This window comes from Caballeronia sp. 11_S32 (assembly GCF_056930355.1).
Genome location: NZ_JBXOWH010000003.1, coordinates 766,703 through 784,706 on the forward strand (window position 1 = coordinate 766,703; position 18,004 = coordinate 784,706).

Sequence of the window (18,004 nt, forward strand, 5' to 3'; positions counted from 1 at the left end):
GCTTCAAATGACAAAGCAATTGCAGGACGCATACATCGTCGCCGCGAGCCGCACGCCGATCGGCAAGGCACCGCGCGGCGTGTTCAGAAACACGCGCCCGGACGAACTGCTCGTCCACGCTATCAAGTCGGCCGTCGCGCAGGTGCCGGGGCTCGACACGAGCGTGATCGAGGACGCGATCGTCGGCTGCGCGATTCCCGAAGCCGAGCAAGGGCTGAACGTCGCGCGCATGGGCGCGCTGCTGTCGGGCTTGCCGAACACGGTCGGCGGCGTGACAGTGAACCGCTTCTGCGCGTCGGGCCTCACGGCGCTTGCGATGGCGGCGGACCGCATCCGCGTCGGTGAAGCCGATGCGATGATCGCGGGCGGCTGCGAATCGATGAGCATGGTGCCGATGATGGGCAACAAGCCGTCGCTGTCGCCGCATATCTTCGATCGCAACGAAGACGTCGGCATCGCGTATGGCATGGGTCTGACGGCGGAGAAGGTCGCGGAACGCTGGAAGGTGAGCCGCGAGGCGCAGGACGCGTTCGCGGTGGAGTCACATCGCAAGGCGCTGGCGGCGCAGCAGGCAGGCGAGTTCGCCGATGAAATCGCTGCCTACACGCTCAACGAGCGCTTCCCCGATCTCGCATCCGGCGAAGTGCGCGTGAACGCGCGCGAGATCGCGCTGGACGAAGGCCCGCGTGCCGATACGTCCGTCGAAGGTCTGGGAAAACTGCGTCCCGTGTTCGCGAACAAGGGCTCGGTCACGGCCGGCAACAGCTCGCAGACGTCGGACGGCGCGGGCGCGCTGATCGTCGTCTCGGAAAAGATGCTGAAGCAATTCAACCTGACGCCGCTCGCGCGCTTCGTGAGCTTCGCGGTGCGCGGCGTGCCGCCCGAGATCATGGGCATCGGGCCGAAGGAAGCGATTCCGGCCGCGCTGAAGGCAGCGGGCCTCAGGCAGGACGACATCGACTGGATCGAACTCAACGAAGCTTTCGCGGCGCAGGCGCTCGCGGTGATAGGCGACCTCGGTCTCGATGCTTCGAAGGTCAATCCGCTCGGCGGCGCGATCGCGCTCGGCCATCCGCTCGGCGCGACGGGCGCGATCCGCGCATCGACGGTCGTGCACGGCCTGCGCCGGCGCAACCTGAAGTACGGCATGGTGACGATGTGCGTCGGCACTGGCATGGGCGCGGCGGGCATCATCGAGCGGCTGTGACGCATACCGGTCCACGCGCCGGCGGGCGCGTGGACCGGGAAACAAGGAGACAGCGCATGGAAATTCAGATCGAACGTGCGGACGGCGTGCTGAGCATCGTGCTCAATCGTCCGGAGAAGAAGAACGCGATCACCGCGTCGATGTATCAGGAAATGGCCGATGGCCTCTACGAAGCCGAGATGGACCCGACCGTGCGCGCGGTGCTGATTCGCGGCAACGGCAGCACGTTCAGCGCGGGCAACGATCTCGACGACTTCCTGAACGATCCGCCCAAGGGCCTCGACGCGCCCGTGTTCCAGTTTTTGCGGCGCCTCTCCGGCTTTCCGAAGCCGATCGTCGCGGCGGTGGCGGGCACGGCGGTGGGCATCGGCACGACGATGCTCCTGCATTGCGACATCGTCTACGCCAGCCCGAACGCGAAGTTTTCGCTGCCGTTTTCGCAGCTGGGTCTATGCCCGGAAGCGGCATCGAGTCTGCTGCTACCGCGCACGGCGGGCTATCAGCGCGCGGCGGAAAAGCTCTTGCTGGGCGAAGCGTTCGACGTGAACGAAGCGATCGGCATGGGCTTCGTGAACGGCGCCATCGAGGCGGGTGAACTCGACGCCTACGCGTTCGACAAGGCGAAACGGCTGGCGCTGCTGCCGGCGTCGTCGCTGCGCGTGACGAAGTCGCTGATGAAGGGCGCGCAGGCGCATGAAATGACCGCGCGCATGGAGGACGAAGCCGCGCACTTCGCGCGGATGCTGGTCGCGCCCGAAGCGCGCGAGGCGTTTCAGGCGTTCTTCGAGAAGCGCAAGCCGGACTTCAGCAAGTTCGAATAAGCCGCTTCGGCTTCATTCCACGTCGTATTCGACGAAGCTGTTTTCGCGCGCGAAGCTGACGAGCCGCAAGCCCGCCTGCTTCGCGATCGCGATGGCGAGCGAGGTCGGCGCGGATATCGTCGCGACCATCGGCACGCCGACGCGCGCCGACTTGCGCACGAGCTCGTAGCTCGCGCGGCTCGACAGGAACACGAAGCCTTGCGTCGTGTCCTCGCGCTTCAGGATCAACTGGCCGATGAGCTTGTCGAGCGCGTTATGCCGCCCGACGTCTTCGAAGGCATGACGTATCGCGCCGGTTTCATCGCACCAGGCGGCGGCGTGCAGGCCGCCGGTCAGCTTCGTCAATTGCTGATGCGCGGGCAGCTCGCGCGCGGCGCGCTCGATCGCATCGGGCGCGAGCCGCGCGAGAAAGCCGGTGTCGGGCACCTGCTCGGCCTGGAGATCGAGCAGCTCGATGCTTTCGATGCCGCACACGCCGCAACCTGTGCGCCCGGCGAGTGCGCGGCGCTTGTCTTTCAGCGATACGAACGCCTGCTGCACGACTTGCAGATGCACTTCGGCATGCGGCAATACGACGCCGTCGTCGCGAAAATAAACCTCGATATCGTGGATGTCGCTGCCGCGTTCGACGATGCCCTCGGTGAGCGAGAAGCCCACGGCGAACGCTTCGAGATCACGCGGCGTGCACATCATCACCGCGTGCGAGATACCGTTGAACACGAGCGCGACGGGCCATTCCTGGCTGACGTTATCCGCCGCGACCGCGCTGTCGTTTCTGCGATGCCTGCGCACCTGGCGCTCGACGAAGCCGGGTTGGTCGTCGGTTTCGGGTTGATTCACTTCACTGCTCCTGACCGCGCACTTCGAGTAAAGTCGGGTATGTGACTTGCTGCCTATCGTTGCTGTTCGCACGCACCGCGATGCGCACAGCGGCTAGATTGCAATGGTTCCAGCCAGATCCAAGGCCCTACAATAACTTAAGCGGGCGATGCGCGTCGCGCACCCCGCTCAATCCAACGAGGCTTCGCCATGGGACTTTACGACGCCGCTCGTCTCTTCGGATTCGAAGTCGAATCCTCTGACAATCTTCGCTTCATTCCGCTTGCCGTGCGCTTCAATCTGGACCGCTTCGGCATGCGCATCTCGCTCGATCAGTGGCAGCAGTTGCCCTACGAAGACCGCGCACTGCTCGCGCGCTTCCCGATCGAAGAAGAGGCCGAGCTCGAAAAGAACTTCGATCTCGCGCTCGAAGAGATGATGAAGACGCACGCGAACGCCGCGCCCGAGAAGATCGAGCGCGACCCCGATCCCGTGTGGATGCACGCCGATGCCGTGCCCGAAACCGTGATCCGGCAGAGCAGCCTCTCCGGCGTAAGCGCGCCGAGCCTCGATCGCTGGGGACAGCTCGACCGCTTCCAGCGCTATGCGCTCGCGAAACTTTCGCGCAACACCGACAAGGTCAATCACGACTTCCTGCCCGCGATGAAAGAATTCGGGCTCGCGGAGTGACGGCGAAGCCCGCAAACGTTAAGCAGGCGCTTTAGTCGGATTATTTAAAGCACGGCCCTAAACTACGGGCCGTCGCTGCCGTTATTGGGCGTTATCCATTAAGCGGGCGTGGAGCCGTTCCACGCCGCGCACTGTTTTCGATGCGTGTTTAACTCGCATCAAAGGGATAAGCCCGCTGCTCATGACTCGATTCCTCTCCCGAGGTTTGCTCGTCAACATTGCCGTGGTCCTGGCCGCGCTCGGCGCGAATGCGTTCGTCGCCTGCGAGCGGATCGGCGGACTGCGCGAAAGCGACGCGCGCACGCTGCGCTCGATGAGCCTCATGCGCGATCTCGCGGCCTGGCGCGGCACGCTCGGCGAATCGCTCACGCAACTGAGCCGCTTCGAAGCCACCGGCATCGCCGAAACCGACGCGCGCCATCAGGAACGCGAGGCGCATCTCGATGCGCTCGAAAGCGGCCTGCGAGCGCAGATCACGACCGAGCCCGGCATGACGGGCGCTTTCGATGCGCTGGCCGCGCGCGCCGCCGTGATGCGCCGCGACGCCAATTTCGCGTTCGAGCGCGCGAAGAACGCCGACCCCGGAGAATCCCGCGCCTGGGCCGATGCGGCGTTTGTCACGCTCGGCGAAGATCAGCAAGCCGTCGACGAGGAACTCGCCTTCGTGCGCTCGCGCATCGACTCCGCGACCATCGCCGCGCTCGATCAATCCGCGCAGGCCTCGAGCGGGGCAATGCTGCTGCTCGTCTTCACGATGCTCGCCGGCAGCGGCGTGCTGATCTACCTGTTCGCGAGCCACGAGCGCCAGTCCCGCGAGAAGCTCGGCGTCGTGCGCGCGAGACAGCGCAGCAACGAGCGCTTTCGCGGCATGTTCGAGGCGCATCCCGTGCCGATGTGGATCGTCGATCGCGAGACGATGCGCTTCGTCGCCGTGAATCAGGCCGCGATCGAGCACTTCGGCTTCGACGAGCCGGAGTTCATGACCATGACGCTGCGCGACCTGCATCACGCCGACGACTTCGATAGCTTCGCCGCGCGGCTCGCGCGCAGCGGCGGCGAAGCGGGCGATCGGTCGACGTCGGGTCAGGGCTCGGCGGGCGTGTGGCGCTATCGATGCAAGGACGGATCGATCGTCAGCGCGGATGTTTCGCATCACACGCTCGCGTATTCGAACCGGCCGGGCATCTTCATGCTGGCGAACGACGTGACCGACCGCATCAACGCGGAAGCCGAGGCGCGGCGGTCGAACGAGATGCTCGAAGCGGTCATCGACAACATTCCGCAGCGCGTGTTCTGGAAAGACCGCGAGCTTCGTTATCTCGGCTGCAACAACGCGTTCGCGCATGACGCAGGGCTTGCGTACAACGAGCAGGTCATCGGCAAGACGGATTACGACCTGCCGTGGAGCACAGTCGCGGATATCGTGCGCGCGGACGACGCGGAAGTCATCGTCACGACGGTGCCGAAGATGCATTACGAGCGCGATATCGTGATGGGCGAGCAACTGCGCACCGTGGTCACGAGCAAGCTGCCGCTGCTCGACGGCGAAGGGCAGACAATCGGCGTGCTCGGTTCGTATCACGACGTCACCGATCGCAAGCGCGCCGAACTCGCGTTGCGTCTGCAAAGCCGCGCGCTCGATGCGAGCGTGAACGCGATTCTGATCACGGGCGTGGTCGACGGCGCGAACGTCATCGAGTATGCGAATCCGGCGTTCAAGCGCATCACGGGCTACGACCCGAGCGAGGTGATCGGCCAGGACTGCCGCTTCCTGCACGGCCCCGACGGCGACCAGGAAGGACTCGTCGCGATCCGCCGCGCGCTCGCCGCGAACATGGAAGCGAGCGTCGTGGTGCGCAACTATCGCAAGGACGGCGCGCTCTTCCTGAACCAGCTTTTCGTCGCGCCGGTGCCGAATGCGCAGGGCATGACGACGCATCACATCGGCATCATCAACGACGTGACCGATCTGATGCGCTATCAGGAAGAGCTCGAATATCAGGCCAACTACGACACGCTCACGCGCCTGCCGAACCGCAATCTGCTGCGCGACCGGCTCCAACATGCGATCGAGCAGGCGCGGCGGCGCGAGACGAAGATCGCCGTGGTGTTCATGGATCTCGACGGCTTCAAGAACGTCAACGATAGTCTGGGCCATAGCGTCGGCGACCGGCTGCTCGCGGTGATCGCGGAACGGCTCGCGCGTTCGGCGCGTTCGAGCGATACGGTCGCGCGTCATGGCGGCGACGAGTTCGTGATCGTGCTGCCCGATCTCACCGACGAAGCCGGCCTGATCACGTGGATGGAACGCACGCGCGCGGCGATCTCGGAGCCGGTGTGGCTCGACGATACGGAGTTGTACGTCGGCTGCAGCATGGGCGCGAGCCTCTATCCGCAGGACGGCGACGACGCCGAAACCGTCATGAAGAAGGCCGATCTCGCGATGTACCGCGCGAAGGACATGGGCCGCAACACGTATCAGTTCTATCAGCCGGAGATGAACGCGAGCGTCGGCGCGCGCATGAATCTCGAACGCCGCTTGCGGCGCGCGCTGCGCGACGGCGAATTCCTGCTGCACTATCAGCCGCAAGTCGATATGACGACGCGCGCGATCGTCGGCATCGAGGCGCTCGTGCGCTGGCACGATCCGGAACAAGGGCTCGTGTCGCCGGCGTCGTTCATCCCGGTCGCGGAAGAGAGCGGGCTGATCGGGCCGCTGTCGGAGTGGGTGTTGCGCGAAGCGTGCCGGCAGAACAAGGCGTGGCAGGATGCGGGGCTGCCGCCGGCGCGCGTGTCGGTGAATCTGTCGGCGCGGCATTTCCAGCAGCGCGATATCGCGCGGCTCGTGACGTCCGTGCTCGAAGAAACCGGGCTGGAGCCGCGCTATCTCGAACTCGAACTCACCGAGAGCGCGATCATGCGCAACGCCGAGGAAGCTGTGATGATGCTCTCGGAGCTATCGGCGCTGGGCATCGGCATTGCGATCGATGACTTCGGCACCGGCTATTCGAGCTTGTCGTATCTCAAGCGCTTTCCGGTGCATCGGCTGAAGATCGATCGCTCGTTCGTTGCGGATATCGGCTCGTCGGGCGACGATGAAACCATTACTTCGGCGATCATCGCGCTCGCGCATTCGCTGGAATTGCAGGTGATCGCGGAGGGCGTGGAAACGCACGCGCAGCACGACTTCCTGCGCGAGCGCGATTGCGACGAGATGCAGGGCTATCTGTTCTCGCGCCCGATGCCGCACGATGCGATTCCGGGCCTCCTGCAGCAGGGCGTGCTGCCCCACTGATACCGCTTTTTCAGTCGATCGACGGCAGCACGCGCGGACGGCGATCGCGGTCGGTCGCGACATAGGTGAGCGTCGCTTCCGTCACCTTGACGACCTCTTCCGCGAGGTTCATGCGCTGCGCCCATACCTCGACCGACACCGTGACCGAGGTATTGCCCGTCTTGACGATATCGGCGTAGAAGCTCAGCAGATCGCCGACGAACACCGGATGCTTGAACAGGAACGAATTCACCGCGACGGTCGCGACGCGGCCATTGGCGCGGCGGCTCGCCGGAATGGAGCCGGCGATATCGACCTGCGCCATGATCCATCCGCCGAAGACGTCGCCGTGGACGTTGGCGTCGGCGGGCTGCGGCACGACGCGCAGCGCGACATGCTTTTCGGGAAGGCTGGGATGGTCGGTCATGGAAGCTGTTCCGGTTTGCAAGGCGGCTGAAGGCTGGCCGGCGCGAGCGGCCCCTTGAACCTTCTGCGACAATGCATATTTATGAATGAGCCCTTCCGCGCGAGGCCGCGACCTCGATTCCGCCGGGGGCGTGCAGTAAATTGTACGGGAAAGCATGCGCGAGACGTGCTCCCGCTTCGACGATAAAAGCGTCCCCGGCGCCGCGCCCGAGCGCGGCGCGCTTGCACAATACGACTCATGCGCCGCTATTCCAACAGCGAGCCCGGGCCCGCGCCTCTGGGCCCGCGCAACGACTGGCAGACGATCCGCTCGCTGCTGCCTTACCTCACCACGTACAAATGGCGCGTCGCGTTCGCGCTGACTTGCCTGATCGGCGCGAAGGTCGCGAACCTGGGCGTGCCGATCGTGATGAAGCGCATCGTCGATGGTCTCGCGTCGGTGCAGCATCTCACCGCGCTTGGACGCGCGAGCGACTCGCCGGGCATCGTGCTGATCGGCGGCATCGGGCTACTGGTCGTCGCGTATGCGGCCGCTCGCCTGTCCACGTCGCTCTTCACCGAATTGCGCGAGCTGCTCTTCGCGAAGGTCACCGAAAGCGCCGTGCGGCAACTCGCGCTCAAGGTGTTCCGCCATCTGCATTCGCTGTCGCTGCGGTTTCATCTGGAGCGGCAGACGGGCGGCATGTCGCGGGACATCGAACGCGGCACGCGCGGCATCCAGCAGCTCGTTTCCTATTCGCTCTACAGCATTCTGCCGACGCTCGTCGAGGTCGGGCTCGTGCTCGCGTTCTTCGTGGCGAAATACGAGGCGTATTACGCGATCGTCACGGGCATCGCGCTTCTCACGTATATCGTGTTCACGGTGAAGGTGACCGAGTGGCGCACGCATTTCCGCCGCACCATGAACGATCTCGATTCGAAGGCGAACTCGCGCGCCATCGATTCGCTGCTCAACTACGAGACCGTGAAGTACTTCGGCAACGAAGAGTGGGAAACGCGTCGTTACGATGAAAATCTGCAGCGCTATCGCGCGGCGGCGATCAAGTCGCAGCGCTCGCTGTCGATGCTGAACTTCGGGCAGCAGACGATCATCGGCGTCGGGCTCGTGTTCATTCTGTGGCGCGCGACGCAAGGCGTGATGGCGGGGCGCCTCACGCTCGGCGATCTCGTGCTCATCAACACGTTCATGCTGCAGCTTTATATTCCGCTGAACTTCCTTGGCGTGGTGTATCGCGAGCTGAAGCAGGCGCTGACCGACATGGACCGCATGTTCACGCTGCTCGCCGCGGGCCGCGAGGTGCCCGATGCGCCGAACGCGCAGCCGCTCGCCGTGCGCGGCGGGGAAGTGCGTTTCGAGAACGTGAGCTTTGCGTACGAGAAGGCGCGGCAGATTCTGCATGGCGTCGATTTCGCGATTCCCGCGGGCACGACGACAGCAGTGGTCGGCCACAGCGGCTCGGGCAAGTCGACGCTCGGGCGGCTGCTGTTCCGCTTCTATGACCTCGACCGCACGCAGGGCGGAGGCATCAGCATCGACGGGCAGGACATCCGCGACGTGACGCAGGATTCATTGCGCGCGGCGATCGGCATCGTGCCGCAGGACACCGTGCTCTTCAACGATTCGATCTACTACAACATCGCATATGGGCGGCCTTCGGCGAGCCGCGAGGAAGTGATCGCGGCGGCGCGTGCGGCGCATATCCACGAGTTCATCGAGGCATTGCCGGCGGGATATGACACGGCCGTCGGCGAGCGCGGGCTGAAGCTGTCGGGCGGCGAGAAGCAGCGCGTCGCGATCGCGCGGACGTTGCTCAAGAACCCGCCGATCCTTATTTTCGATGAAGCCACGTCCGCGCTCGATTCGAAGTCGGAACGCGCGATTCAGCGCGAGCTCGATTCGATCGCGCGGGAGCGGACGACGCTCATCATCGCGCATCGGCTGTCGACGGTCGTGCATGCGCAGCAGATCATCGTGATGGATCACGGACGCATCGTGGAGCGCGGCACGCACGCAGAATTGCTGCGCGCGGGTGGGCTGTTCGCGCAGATGTGGGCGTTGCAGCAGCAGCGGGCGGAAGAAGCGGCGGAGAATCAGCGCGATACATCGACGATCGGCGAATAGGGCGGCGCGGGAAACGCCGCCCGGCCGCGCGTCATTCCATCGCGTGCGCGCCGCCCATCGCGACACCCTCGCGCCCTTGCGAAGCCGTCGACGACCAGCTCAGCCACTGTCCGCGCAGCAGGAACAGCGCGCCGAACGCGCAGGTCGCGAGCACGCCGAAGGTCGCGAAGCCCATCTGATAGCTGCCCGTGCTTTCCTTCGCGATGCCCATGACCACCGGCAGATAAAAGCCGCCGATACCGCCTGCCGCGCCCACGATCCCCGACAGCAATCCGGTTTTGCCCTTCCAGCGATGCGGCACGAGCTGGAACGTCGAGCCGTTGCCGAGACCGAATGCGATATACAGGCAGATCAGGATCGCGAGACCGCCGGCGACGGGCGGCATCCAGATCGCGAACGCGAAATCGCCGACTGCAATGGCCGCAAGCAGCACGAGCAGCGCGCGCACGCCGGTCACGCGATCGGCGACATAGCCGCCGAACGGCCGCACGATCGCGCCGAGGAACGCGAGCAGCGACATGAAGAGGCCGGCTTCGAGCTTCGGCATCTGATAGAGCGACGTGAGCAGCAGCGTCACATACGACGACATGCCGACGAACCCGCCGAACGTGATGCTGTAGATCAGCATGATGACCCACGTGTCGCGCTCGCCGAGCACCGAGCGATAACGGCCCGGCAGCACCGCAATCGCGATGAGCGCGCCGATCACCGGCAGGAGCAGCACGCCCGCCTTGCCGCCGCCGAACACGCCCGCATTCACCGCGAGCACGAGCACGATCAGGCTGACCAGCGTCACGAGGAAGCTGGAGAGCGCGCGCATCGTGCTGCCGGTCTTCTCGCCCGCATCCGATGCCCACGCGAAGAGCGCGACCGCCGTGATCGCGAGCAGCGGCAGCGCGGCCGCCGTCGACATCTGCCAGCCGAAGGCATCGGCGAGATGGGGGAACAGAAAACCGTCGAGCACCGCGCCGATGTTGCCCGCGGCGGCCAATCCCAGCACGAGCCCCTGCACCTTCGGCGGATAGTTGCTGCCGGCCATCGGCAGCGCGACGGCGAAGCTCGCGCCGCCCATGCCGAGAAACACGCCGAGCACGAGCAGCAGCGCATACGAAGGCACGCCGGGCAAGAGCGGCAGCACGATCGACGGAATCGACGAGAGCACGACGCCCATCAGCGCGACGCGGCGTCCATCGGTCGACTGATAGAGGTTGCCGAGCGTCACGCGCAGAATGGCCGCGGCCAGCACCGGCACCGCGACGAGAAAGCCCTGCTGCGCGGCGGACATCGTCACGTCGCGGCCGATGAACGGCGCGAGCGGCCCGTACAGCACCCAGACGGTGAATCCCGTGTCGAAGTAAAGGAAGCAGGCGAGGAGCGAGCGCCAGTTGCCGCTCTTGAGCGATGCGATCAGATTGGACATTGCGGGGTTCCGTGTATGCGCGTGCTACTGGACGAGCACACGCCGACCGGGAAAACTGCAAGCATCATGCCAATGGAATGCCTGTTTGATCGGCGCATCGCGCCGAGCGAGTGCCGGCGCGGATTTCGGGTGCGTGCACGTGCGCCTTTGACGTTCGAATCCAGGGCACCGCGTCCGTGCGCGGCCGCATGCGATTGGTGCGCCGCGCCTTCGCGCGGTTCATGCGCCCGCTAGAATGCGTTCTTTGCTGAACAAGCGCCCCGGCGCCCCCGACACGCATGGAACTGAAATGGCTGGAAGACTTCGTCTCGCTCGCGGAGACGCGCAGCTTCAGTCGCTCCGCTGAACTGAGACACATCACGCAGCCCGCGTTTTCGCGGCGCATCCAGGCGCTCGAAGCGTGGCTCGGCACCGAGCTCATCGACCGGTCCGTGTATCCGACGCGCCTCACGCAGGCCGGCAACGTGTTCTACGAACAGGCGCTCGCGATGCTCTCGCAGTTCCACGAGGCGCGCACGCTTTTGCGCGGGCAGGGCGGCGTGCCCTCGGCGACCATCGAATTCGCGGTGCCGCACACGCTTTCGCTCACGTATTTTCCGCGCTGGCTGGAACATATCGAGGCGCGGCTCGGGCGCATTCGCACGCGGCTGCGCGCGCTCAACGTGCACGACGCGGTGCTCTCGCTCGTCGAAGGCGGCTGCGATCTTGTGATGGGCTATCACCATCCGAGTCATCCGGTCGCGCTCGATCCCGCGCGCTACGACATGCTCACGCTCGGCGTCGAGCCGATCAGCCCGTTCTCCGCCGTCACGAAAGGCGGACGCGCGCGCTTCACGCTGCCCGCGACGGCCGAGTCGCCAGTGCCTTATCTGTCGTACACGCCGAACGCGTACCTCGGGCGCATGACGGAAGTGATCATCGCGACCGCGCCCGCGCGGCTCTATCTCGACAAGGTCTATGAAACCGACATGGCCGAGGGCCTGAAAGCGATGGCGATCGCCGGCCACGGCGTCGCGTTCCTGCCGCACAGCGCCGTCGAGGATGCGGTTGAGGAAGGCCGGCTCATTCGCCTCGACCGGGGAACGCGCGGCACGCCCGCGGGTCAGTTCACGCTGACGATGGAAATCCGCCTCTATCGCGACAAGCTCGCGGCGCAAGGTGAGGAGCCGCGTCAGGCCTTGATGCGCGCGCTCTGGGACGCAGTGGGTGAAGAATTGTTGAAAGTATCGCCGGGAAAGCCCGCCGCGTAAGGCGCCGCGACGTTATGCAGGAATTGCATGACGGGATAAGGAAACGGCATTGGATTTGGAAACGCGGTTTTTCGACAATGGGCGCATTCCTTCACCGCTGGAGCATCAATGTCTGCCTCGAAGCAACCTGTGCAAGCGCCGGACGCAAAACACGCTATCCCGTCGTATCTCCACGCCGACGATCTCGGCCCTTGGGGAAACTATCTGCAGCAGGTCGATCGCGTTGCGCCGTATCTCGGTCCTCTCTCGCGCTGGCTCGAAACCCTCAAGCGCCCGAAGCGCATTCTCGTCGTCGACTGCCCGATCGAACTCGATAACGGCACCGTCGCGCACTTCGAAGGCTATCGCGTACAGCACAACACGTCGCGCGGTCCCGGCAAGGGTGGCGTGCGTTACCACCAGGATGTAACGCTCTCCGAAGTGATGGCGCTCTCCGCGTGGATGTCGGTGAAGAACGCGGCGGTGAACGTACCGTACGGCGGCGCGAAGGGCGGCATTCGTGTCGATCCGCGCACGCTGTCGCGCGGCGAGCTCGAGCGCGTGACGCGTCGCTATACCAGCGAGATCGGCATCATCATCGGGCCGAACACGGATATCCCCGCGCCGGACGTGAACACCAACGAGCAGATCATGGCGTGGATGATGGACACCTACTCCATGAACCAGGGGCAGACGGCGACGGGCGTGGTGACCGGCAAGCCGATCTCGCTCGGCGGCTCGCTCGGCCGCAAGGAAGCGACCGGCCGCGGCGTGTTCGTCGTCGCGACGGAAGCGGCGCGGCGCATCGGCATGGAGATCGAAGGCGCGCGCATCGCGGTGCAGGGCTTCGGCAACGTGGGCGGCATCGCGGCCAAGCTGTTCCAGGAAGCGGGCGCGCGCGTGATCGCCGTGCAGGATCACACGGGCACGATTCATAACTCCAAAGGCATCGATACCGCCGCGCTGCTCGATCACGTCGCAAAGAACGGCGGCGTTGGCGGCTTCACGGGCGCGGACCCGGTGCAGCCGGAAGAGTTCTGGATGATCGAAAGCGACATCCTGATCCCGGCCGCGCTGGAAAACCAGATCACCGAGAAGAACGCGTCGAAGATTCGCACGAAGATCATCGTCGAAGGCGCGAACGGCCCGACCACGACCGCGGCGGACGACATCCTGAACGACAAGGGCATCCTCGTGATCCCGGACGTGATCGCGAACGCGGGCGGCGTGACCGTCTCGTACTTCGAATGGGTGCAGGACTTCTCGAGCTTCTTCTGGACCGAGGACGAGATCAACCAGCGCCTCGAACGCGTGATGCGCGAAGCGTTCGCCGGCGTGTGGCAGGTTGCGAGCGAGCACAAGGTATCGGTGCGCACGGCGGCGTTCATCGTCGCGTGTACGCGGATCCTGCAGGCGCGTGAAATGCGCGGCCTGTATCCCTGATCCGATGCGTTTGCGCGTTCGTTGGAACGGGCATCGGGCGGGCGGCTCGCGAAAGGCGGGCCGCGTCTTCGCCCATTGAACGATGCGGGCGGCATTCCTCGGAATGCCGCCCGCATTTGCATTAAAACTACAAGTCAGCGAACTAGATGAATTCCGTCAAGCATCAGTGCTAAAACGTCAGTAATATGCGCGGTCGCACCAGGTTGCACCTCACCGTGCATCGCCGTCTCACAAATAAGACGGCGTGGGTTAACAATCATTCTTTCAGAATAATTACCCTGCTAAACTTGCCCCGTTTTTCGCCACAGGAGATCGAACAAATGAAGGTTAAAAAGGCTGCGCTGCTCGTCGCCGCGCTCGGGCTCATCGCAACGAGCGCTTACGCTCAGGACGCCGGCACGCTCAAGAAAATCAAGGACACGGGTGTGATCTCGCTGGGGCATCGCGAATCCTCCATCCCGTTTTCCTACTATGACGACAAGCAGAATGTCGTCGGCTACTCGCACGAGTTCGCGCTGAAGGTCGTCGAGGCCGTCAAGCAGAAGCTGGGCATGCAGGATCTGAAGGTGAAGCTCACGCCGATCACCTCGCAGAACCGCATTCCGCTCGTGCAGAACGGCACCGTGGATATCGAGTGCGGCTCGACCACGAACAACGCCGAGCGTCAGCAGCAGGTTTCCTTCTCGAACACGATCTTCGTGATCGGCACGCGCCTCATGACCAAGAAGGATTCGGGCGTGAAGGACTGGGCCGACCTGAAGGGCAAGACCGTCGTGACGACCGCCGGCACCACGTCCGAGCGCCTGCTTCGCAAGATGAATCAGGACAAGAACATGGGCATGAACATCATCAGCGCGAAGGACCACGGCGAGTCGTTCCTGACGCTGTCGACGGGCCGCGCCGTCGCGTTCATGATGGACGACGCGCTGCTCGCCGGCGAGCGCGCGAAGTCGAACAACCCGAACGATTTCGTGATCGTCGGCGCGCCGCAATCGCATGAAGCGTACGGCTGCATGATCCGCAAGAACGATCCGGAGTTCAAGAAGGTCGTCGACGATGCGATCGCCAAGGTCGAAACGTCGGGCGAAGCGGCGAAAATCTACAAGAAGTGGTTCGAAAGCCCGATCCCGCCGAAGGGTCTCAACCTCAACTTCCCTGAAAGTGATGACATGAAGGCTCTCTACAAGAGCCCGAATGACAAGGCAATCGACTAACCGGTTCGGATAATCGAACAGACGAAACGGAAGGAGCTTGCTTCTTCCGTTTCTTTTTGGAGTGAGTCCATGTCTTATCACTGGAACTGGGGCATATTGCTGAGTCCGGTTTCGACCGGCGAGCCCACCACCTATCTCGGCTGGCTGATCTCCGGCTTCTGGGTGACGATCACCGTGTCGCTCGCGGCCTGGGTGATCGCGCTCGTGGTCGGCTCGTTGTTCGGCATCTTGCGCACGGTCCCGAATCGCACGCTGGCGGGCATTGGCACCGTCTATGTCGCGATCTTCCGCAACATTCCGCTGATCGTGCAGTTCTTCGTCTGGTATCTCGTGATACCGGAGCTGCTGCCGCCTTCCATCGGCAACTGGTTCAAGCAACTGCCGCCCACGGCGCAGTTCTTCTCGTCGTCGATCATCTGTCTCGGGCTCTTTACCGGTGCGCGCGTGTGCGAGCAGGTGCGCTCGGGCATCAACGCGCTGCCGCGCGGACAGCGCAACGCGGGTCTCGCAATGGGCTTCACGCAATGGCAGACGTATCGTTACGTGCTGATGCCGGTCGCGTACCGCATCATCGTGCCGCCGCTCACGTCGGAGTTCCTCAACGTGTTCAAGAACTCGGCGGTCGCATCGACCATCGGCCTGCTGGATCTGTCCGCGCAGGCTCGCCAGCTCGTCGACTACACGGCGCAGACGTATGAATCGTTCATCGCGGTGACGCTCGCGTACATGCTCATCAACCTCGTCGTGATGTTGTTGATGCGCTGGCTCGAGGCGAAAACCCGGCTGCCTGGCTACATCGGAGGCAAGTGATGCATCAGTTCAACTGGAGTGACGTTCTTACGCAGTGGCCCACGCTGCTGGTCGGCGCCAAGATCACGCTGCAGATCACCTTGCTCGCCATCGTGGTCGGCATCGTCTGGGGTACGGTGCTCGCGCTGTTCCGCCTTTCGGGCGTGAAGCCGCTGCAATGGTTCGCGGGCGCGTACGTCACGCTGTTCCGCTCGATCCCGCTCGTGATGGTGCTCCTGTGGTTCTTCCTGATCGTGCCGCAGGTGTTGCAGAACGTGCTCGGGCTTTCGGCGGACATCGACATTCGTCTCGCCTCGGCGATGGTCGCGTTCTCGCTGTTCGAAGCCGCGTACTATTCGGAAATCATCCGCGCCGGCATTCAGGCGGTGCCGCGCGGGCAGGTGAACGCGGCGTTCGCGCTCGGCATGACCTACGGCCAGGCGATGAAGCTCGTCGTGCTCCCGCAGGCGTTCCGCGCGATGGTGCCGCTCTTGCTCACGCAGGCCATCGTCCTGTTTCAGGATACGTCGCTCGTCTACGTCATCAGTCTCGCGGACTTCTTCCGCACGGCGACGAATATCGGCGACCGCGACGGCACGTCCGTCGAAATGGTCCTGTTCGCGGGCGCGTGCTATTTCGTGATCTGCGTGGTGGCGTCGGCCCTCGTCAAAAGTCTTCAGAAAAAGGTCGCAAGATGATCTCTATCAAGAATGTTTCCAAGTGGTACGGGCAGTTCCAGGTGTTGACGGACTGCACGACCGAAGTGAAGAAGGGTGAGGTCGTCGTGGTGTGCGGCCCGTCGGGCTCCGGCAAGTCGACGCTCATCAAGACCGTCAACGGCCTCGAGCCGTTCCAGAAAGGTGAGATCAGCATCAACGGCCAGTCGCTGACCGACAAGAAGACGAATCTGTCGAAGCTGCGCTCCAAGGTCGGCATGGTGTTCCAGCACTTCGAGCTATTCCCGCATCTGACGATCACGCAGAACCTGACGCTCGCGCAGATCAAGGTGCTCGGCCGCTCGAACGACGAAGCGACGCAGAAGGGCATGAAGCTGCTGGACCGCGTCGGCCTGCGCGCGCACGCGGACAAGTTTCCGGGCCAGCTTTCGGGCGGTCAGCAGCAGCGCGTGGCGATCGCGCGCGCGTTGTCGATGGACCCGATCGCGATGCTCTTCGACGAACCGACGTCCGCGCTCGACCCCGAGATGATCAACGAAGTGCTCGACGTGATGGTCGAGCTCGCGCAGGAAGGCATGACCATGATGTGCGTGACGCACGAAATGGGCTTTGCCAAGAAGGTGGCGAACCGCGTGATCTTCATGGATCGCGGGCTCATCGTGGAGGACGATCAGAAGGAAGCGTTCTTTGCGAATCCGAAGTCGGATCGCGCGAAGGATTTTCTGGCGAAGATCCTGCACTGATCCCTGCCTGACAAGAAAAACGGCGCTTCCGAAAAGAAGCGCCGTTTTTTTATTCGATGCCCAGTTCGCTTGCCACTGCGGCCGTCGTGCGAATCTCTTCCACTTTCAGCGCCGACCCGACGCACGCCTTCGCGAGCGGCTCGGCCGCCTTCTTCGCGATTTCCTCCGGCACCGGAATATTCACCGTGCGCGCGAGATCGCCCTTCTGGAACATCGCGAGATCGCCGGGCGCGAAGCGCGTCCAGATTTCGTTGTCGGTGAGCGGCGAGGTCGCGATGACGGCCACGCGGTCTTCCGGCGTCGTGTACTTGGCGAAATCGATCGACATGTCCGCGTCGATCAGATGCGCCGTCGAGAACGGCCAGCTGCGCACCAGGTAGTACAAATGCGTCGAGCAGTGCGAGAAGAGCGCTTGCCCGTTCGACATGAGGAAATTGAAGACGCCGTATTGCGTGATGTCGCGGGTAAGCACGGCGAGCGCGTCGAAGAGTTCGTCGAGCGGCGGCTGCGAGCACGGAAACGCGCGGCGCAGGCCTTGCAACAGCGCACAGAATGCGAGTTCGCTGTCGGTGGTGCCGACCGGCTGATACACGCCGGTCATCTCGGGCGCGTGACCCTTCAGATCGCCGTTGTGCGCGAAAATCCAGTGTCGGCCCCACAGCTCGCGCATGAACGGGTGGCAGTTCTCGAGCAGGATGTGCCCCTGCGTCGCCTTGCGGATATGCGCGATCGTGTTCTTCGACTTGATCGGATAACGCTTCACCATGTCCGCGAGCGGCGAGCTGGCGGACGACTGATGGTCGATGAAGAGCCGGCAGGCCTTGTCTTCGAAGAACGCGATGCCCCAGCCGTCGCCGTGATGATCGGTGACGCCGCCGCGCGCCGCGAAGCCGGTGAACGAGAACGTCACGTCGGTCGGTTCGGCGCAATTCATTCCAAGAAGTTGGCACATGATGCTGGGGCGGCGGCCTGTGGCCTCGTTGTTACAATACGTCCGACAAGCATATCACCGAGGTCGGGCCGAAAAAATCGCGCGACTGCTCGCCAGCGCGCACGTTGTGGAATTTCCACGACGAATTTTTCCTGCCTCGCGTGGACTTGCGCCATTCCAACGTTCCCCGTCATCACGC

General features: G+C 63.9%; 15 protein-coding genes. 11 read left to right on the top strand and 4 right to left on the bottom strand.

The window, feature by feature from the left end:
- Positions 1-7 precede the first annotated feature (7 nt).
- Both AC1Z32_RS15225 and AC1Z32_RS15230 read left to right on the top strand, forming a co-directional pair.
- The gene (locus tag AC1Z32_RS15225) at positions 8-1,207 is read left to right on the top strand and encodes an acetyl-CoA C-acyltransferase (protein ID WP_483479428.1); all 1,200 of its coding nucleotides are present in this window, start codon (positions 8-10) and stop codon (positions 1,205-1,207) included.
- Between the two features lie 56 nt (positions 1,208-1,263).
- On the top strand, positions 1,264-2,028 hold the full coding sequence (locus AC1Z32_RS15230) for an enoyl-CoA hydratase (protein WP_483479429.1): 765 nt from the start codon (positions 1,264-1,266) through the stop codon (positions 2,026-2,028).
- Positions 2,029-2,040: 12 nt separating this feature from the next.
- Here the strand turns inward: AC1Z32_RS15230 and fdhD are convergent, their stop codons facing one another.
- Complete coding sequence (gene fdhD, locus AC1Z32_RS15235) at positions 2,041-2,868, bottom strand: formate dehydrogenase accessory sulfurtransferase FdhD (RefSeq protein ID WP_483479430.1); 828 nt, start codon at positions 2,866-2,868, stop codon at positions 2,041-2,043.
- 189 nt (positions 2,869-3,057) lie between these two features.
- Between fdhD and AC1Z32_RS15240 the strand changes: the two genes are divergently transcribed.
- A complete protein-coding gene (locus AC1Z32_RS15240; protein ID WP_062606324.1) occupies positions 3,058-3,537 on the top strand; it encodes a nitrate reductase associated protein in 480 nt (159 codons plus the stop codon).
- Between the two features lie 181 nt (positions 3,538-3,718).
- Positions 3,719-6,832 carry a sensor domain-containing protein gene (locus AC1Z32_RS15245; RefSeq protein ID WP_483479431.1) on the top strand — a complete coding sequence of 1,038 codons (3,114 nt, stop codon included), beginning with the start codon at positions 3,719-3,721 and terminating at the stop codon, positions 6,830-6,832.
- A 10-nt stretch (positions 6,833-6,842) separates the two neighbouring features.
- On the opposite strand, the gene AC1Z32_RS15250 is transcribed toward AC1Z32_RS15245, so the two are convergent.
- Positions 6,843-7,238: an acyl-CoA thioesterase gene (locus AC1Z32_RS15250; RefSeq protein WP_483479432.1), complete on the bottom strand. Its 396-nt coding sequence runs from the start codon at positions 7,236-7,238 to the stop codon at positions 6,843-6,845.
- A gap of 237 nt (positions 7,239-7,475) precedes the next feature.
- Between AC1Z32_RS15250 and AC1Z32_RS15255 the strand changes: the two genes are divergently transcribed.
- On the top strand, positions 7,476-9,359 hold the full coding sequence (locus AC1Z32_RS15255; protein WP_483479433.1) for an ABCB family ABC transporter ATP-binding protein/permease: 1,884 nt from the start codon (positions 7,476-7,478) through the stop codon (positions 9,357-9,359).
- A 31-nt stretch (positions 9,360-9,390) separates the two neighbouring features.
- On the opposite strand, the gene AC1Z32_RS15260 is transcribed toward AC1Z32_RS15255, so the two are convergent.
- The gene (locus tag AC1Z32_RS15260; RefSeq protein WP_483479434.1) at positions 9,391-10,779 is read right to left on the bottom strand and encodes an MFS transporter; all 1,389 of its coding nucleotides are present in this window, start codon (positions 10,777-10,779) and stop codon (positions 9,391-9,393) included.
- 278 nt (positions 10,780-11,057) lie between these two features.
- Between AC1Z32_RS15260 and AC1Z32_RS15265 the strand changes: the two genes are divergently transcribed.
- The 6 genes from AC1Z32_RS15265 (at position 11,058) to AC1Z32_RS15290 (ending at position 16,874) form a co-directional block, all read left to right on the top strand.
- Positions 11,058-12,029 carry a LysR family transcriptional regulator gene (locus AC1Z32_RS15265; protein ID WP_483479435.1) on the top strand — a complete coding sequence of 324 codons (972 nt, stop codon included), beginning with the start codon at positions 11,058-11,060 and terminating at the stop codon, positions 12,027-12,029.
- 108 nt (positions 12,030-12,137) lie between these two features.
- Positions 12,138-13,451 carry a Glu/Leu/Phe/Val family dehydrogenase gene (locus AC1Z32_RS15270; protein ID WP_483479436.1) on the top strand — a complete coding sequence of 438 codons (1,314 nt, stop codon included), beginning with the start codon at positions 12,138-12,140 and terminating at the stop codon, positions 13,449-13,451.
- A 320-nt stretch (positions 13,452-13,771) separates the two neighbouring features.
- On the top strand, positions 13,772-14,665 hold the full coding sequence (locus tag AC1Z32_RS15275; protein WP_483479437.1) for a glutamate/aspartate ABC transporter substrate-binding protein: 894 nt from the start codon (positions 13,772-13,774) through the stop codon (positions 14,663-14,665).
- Between the two features lie 69 nt (positions 14,666-14,734).
- The gene (locus AC1Z32_RS15280; RefSeq protein ID WP_062606304.1) at positions 14,735-15,475 is read left to right on the top strand and encodes an amino acid ABC transporter permease; all 741 of its coding nucleotides are present in this window, start codon (positions 14,735-14,737) and stop codon (positions 15,473-15,475) included.
- A complete protein-coding gene (gltK, locus tag AC1Z32_RS15285) occupies positions 15,475-16,152 on the top strand; it encodes a glutamate/aspartate ABC transporter permease GltK (RefSeq protein ID WP_062606302.1) in 678 nt (225 codons plus the stop codon). The genes AC1Z32_RS15280 and gltK overlap by 1 nt, the downstream gene beginning before the upstream one ends.
- Positions 16,149-16,874: an amino acid ABC transporter ATP-binding protein gene (locus tag AC1Z32_RS15290; RefSeq protein ID WP_483479438.1), complete on the top strand. Its 726-nt coding sequence runs from the start codon at positions 16,149-16,151 to the stop codon at positions 16,872-16,874. Before gltK ends, AC1Z32_RS15290 begins: the two co-directional genes overlap by 4 nt.
- 49 nt (positions 16,875-16,923) lie before the next feature.
- On the opposite strand, the gene AC1Z32_RS15295 is transcribed toward AC1Z32_RS15290, so the two are convergent.
- Positions 16,924-17,826, bottom strand: coding sequence for a class II glutamine amidotransferase (locus tag AC1Z32_RS15295; protein WP_483479439.1), 903 nt, complete (start codon positions 17,824-17,826; stop codon positions 16,924-16,926).
- Positions 17,827-18,004 lie beyond the last annotated feature (178 nt).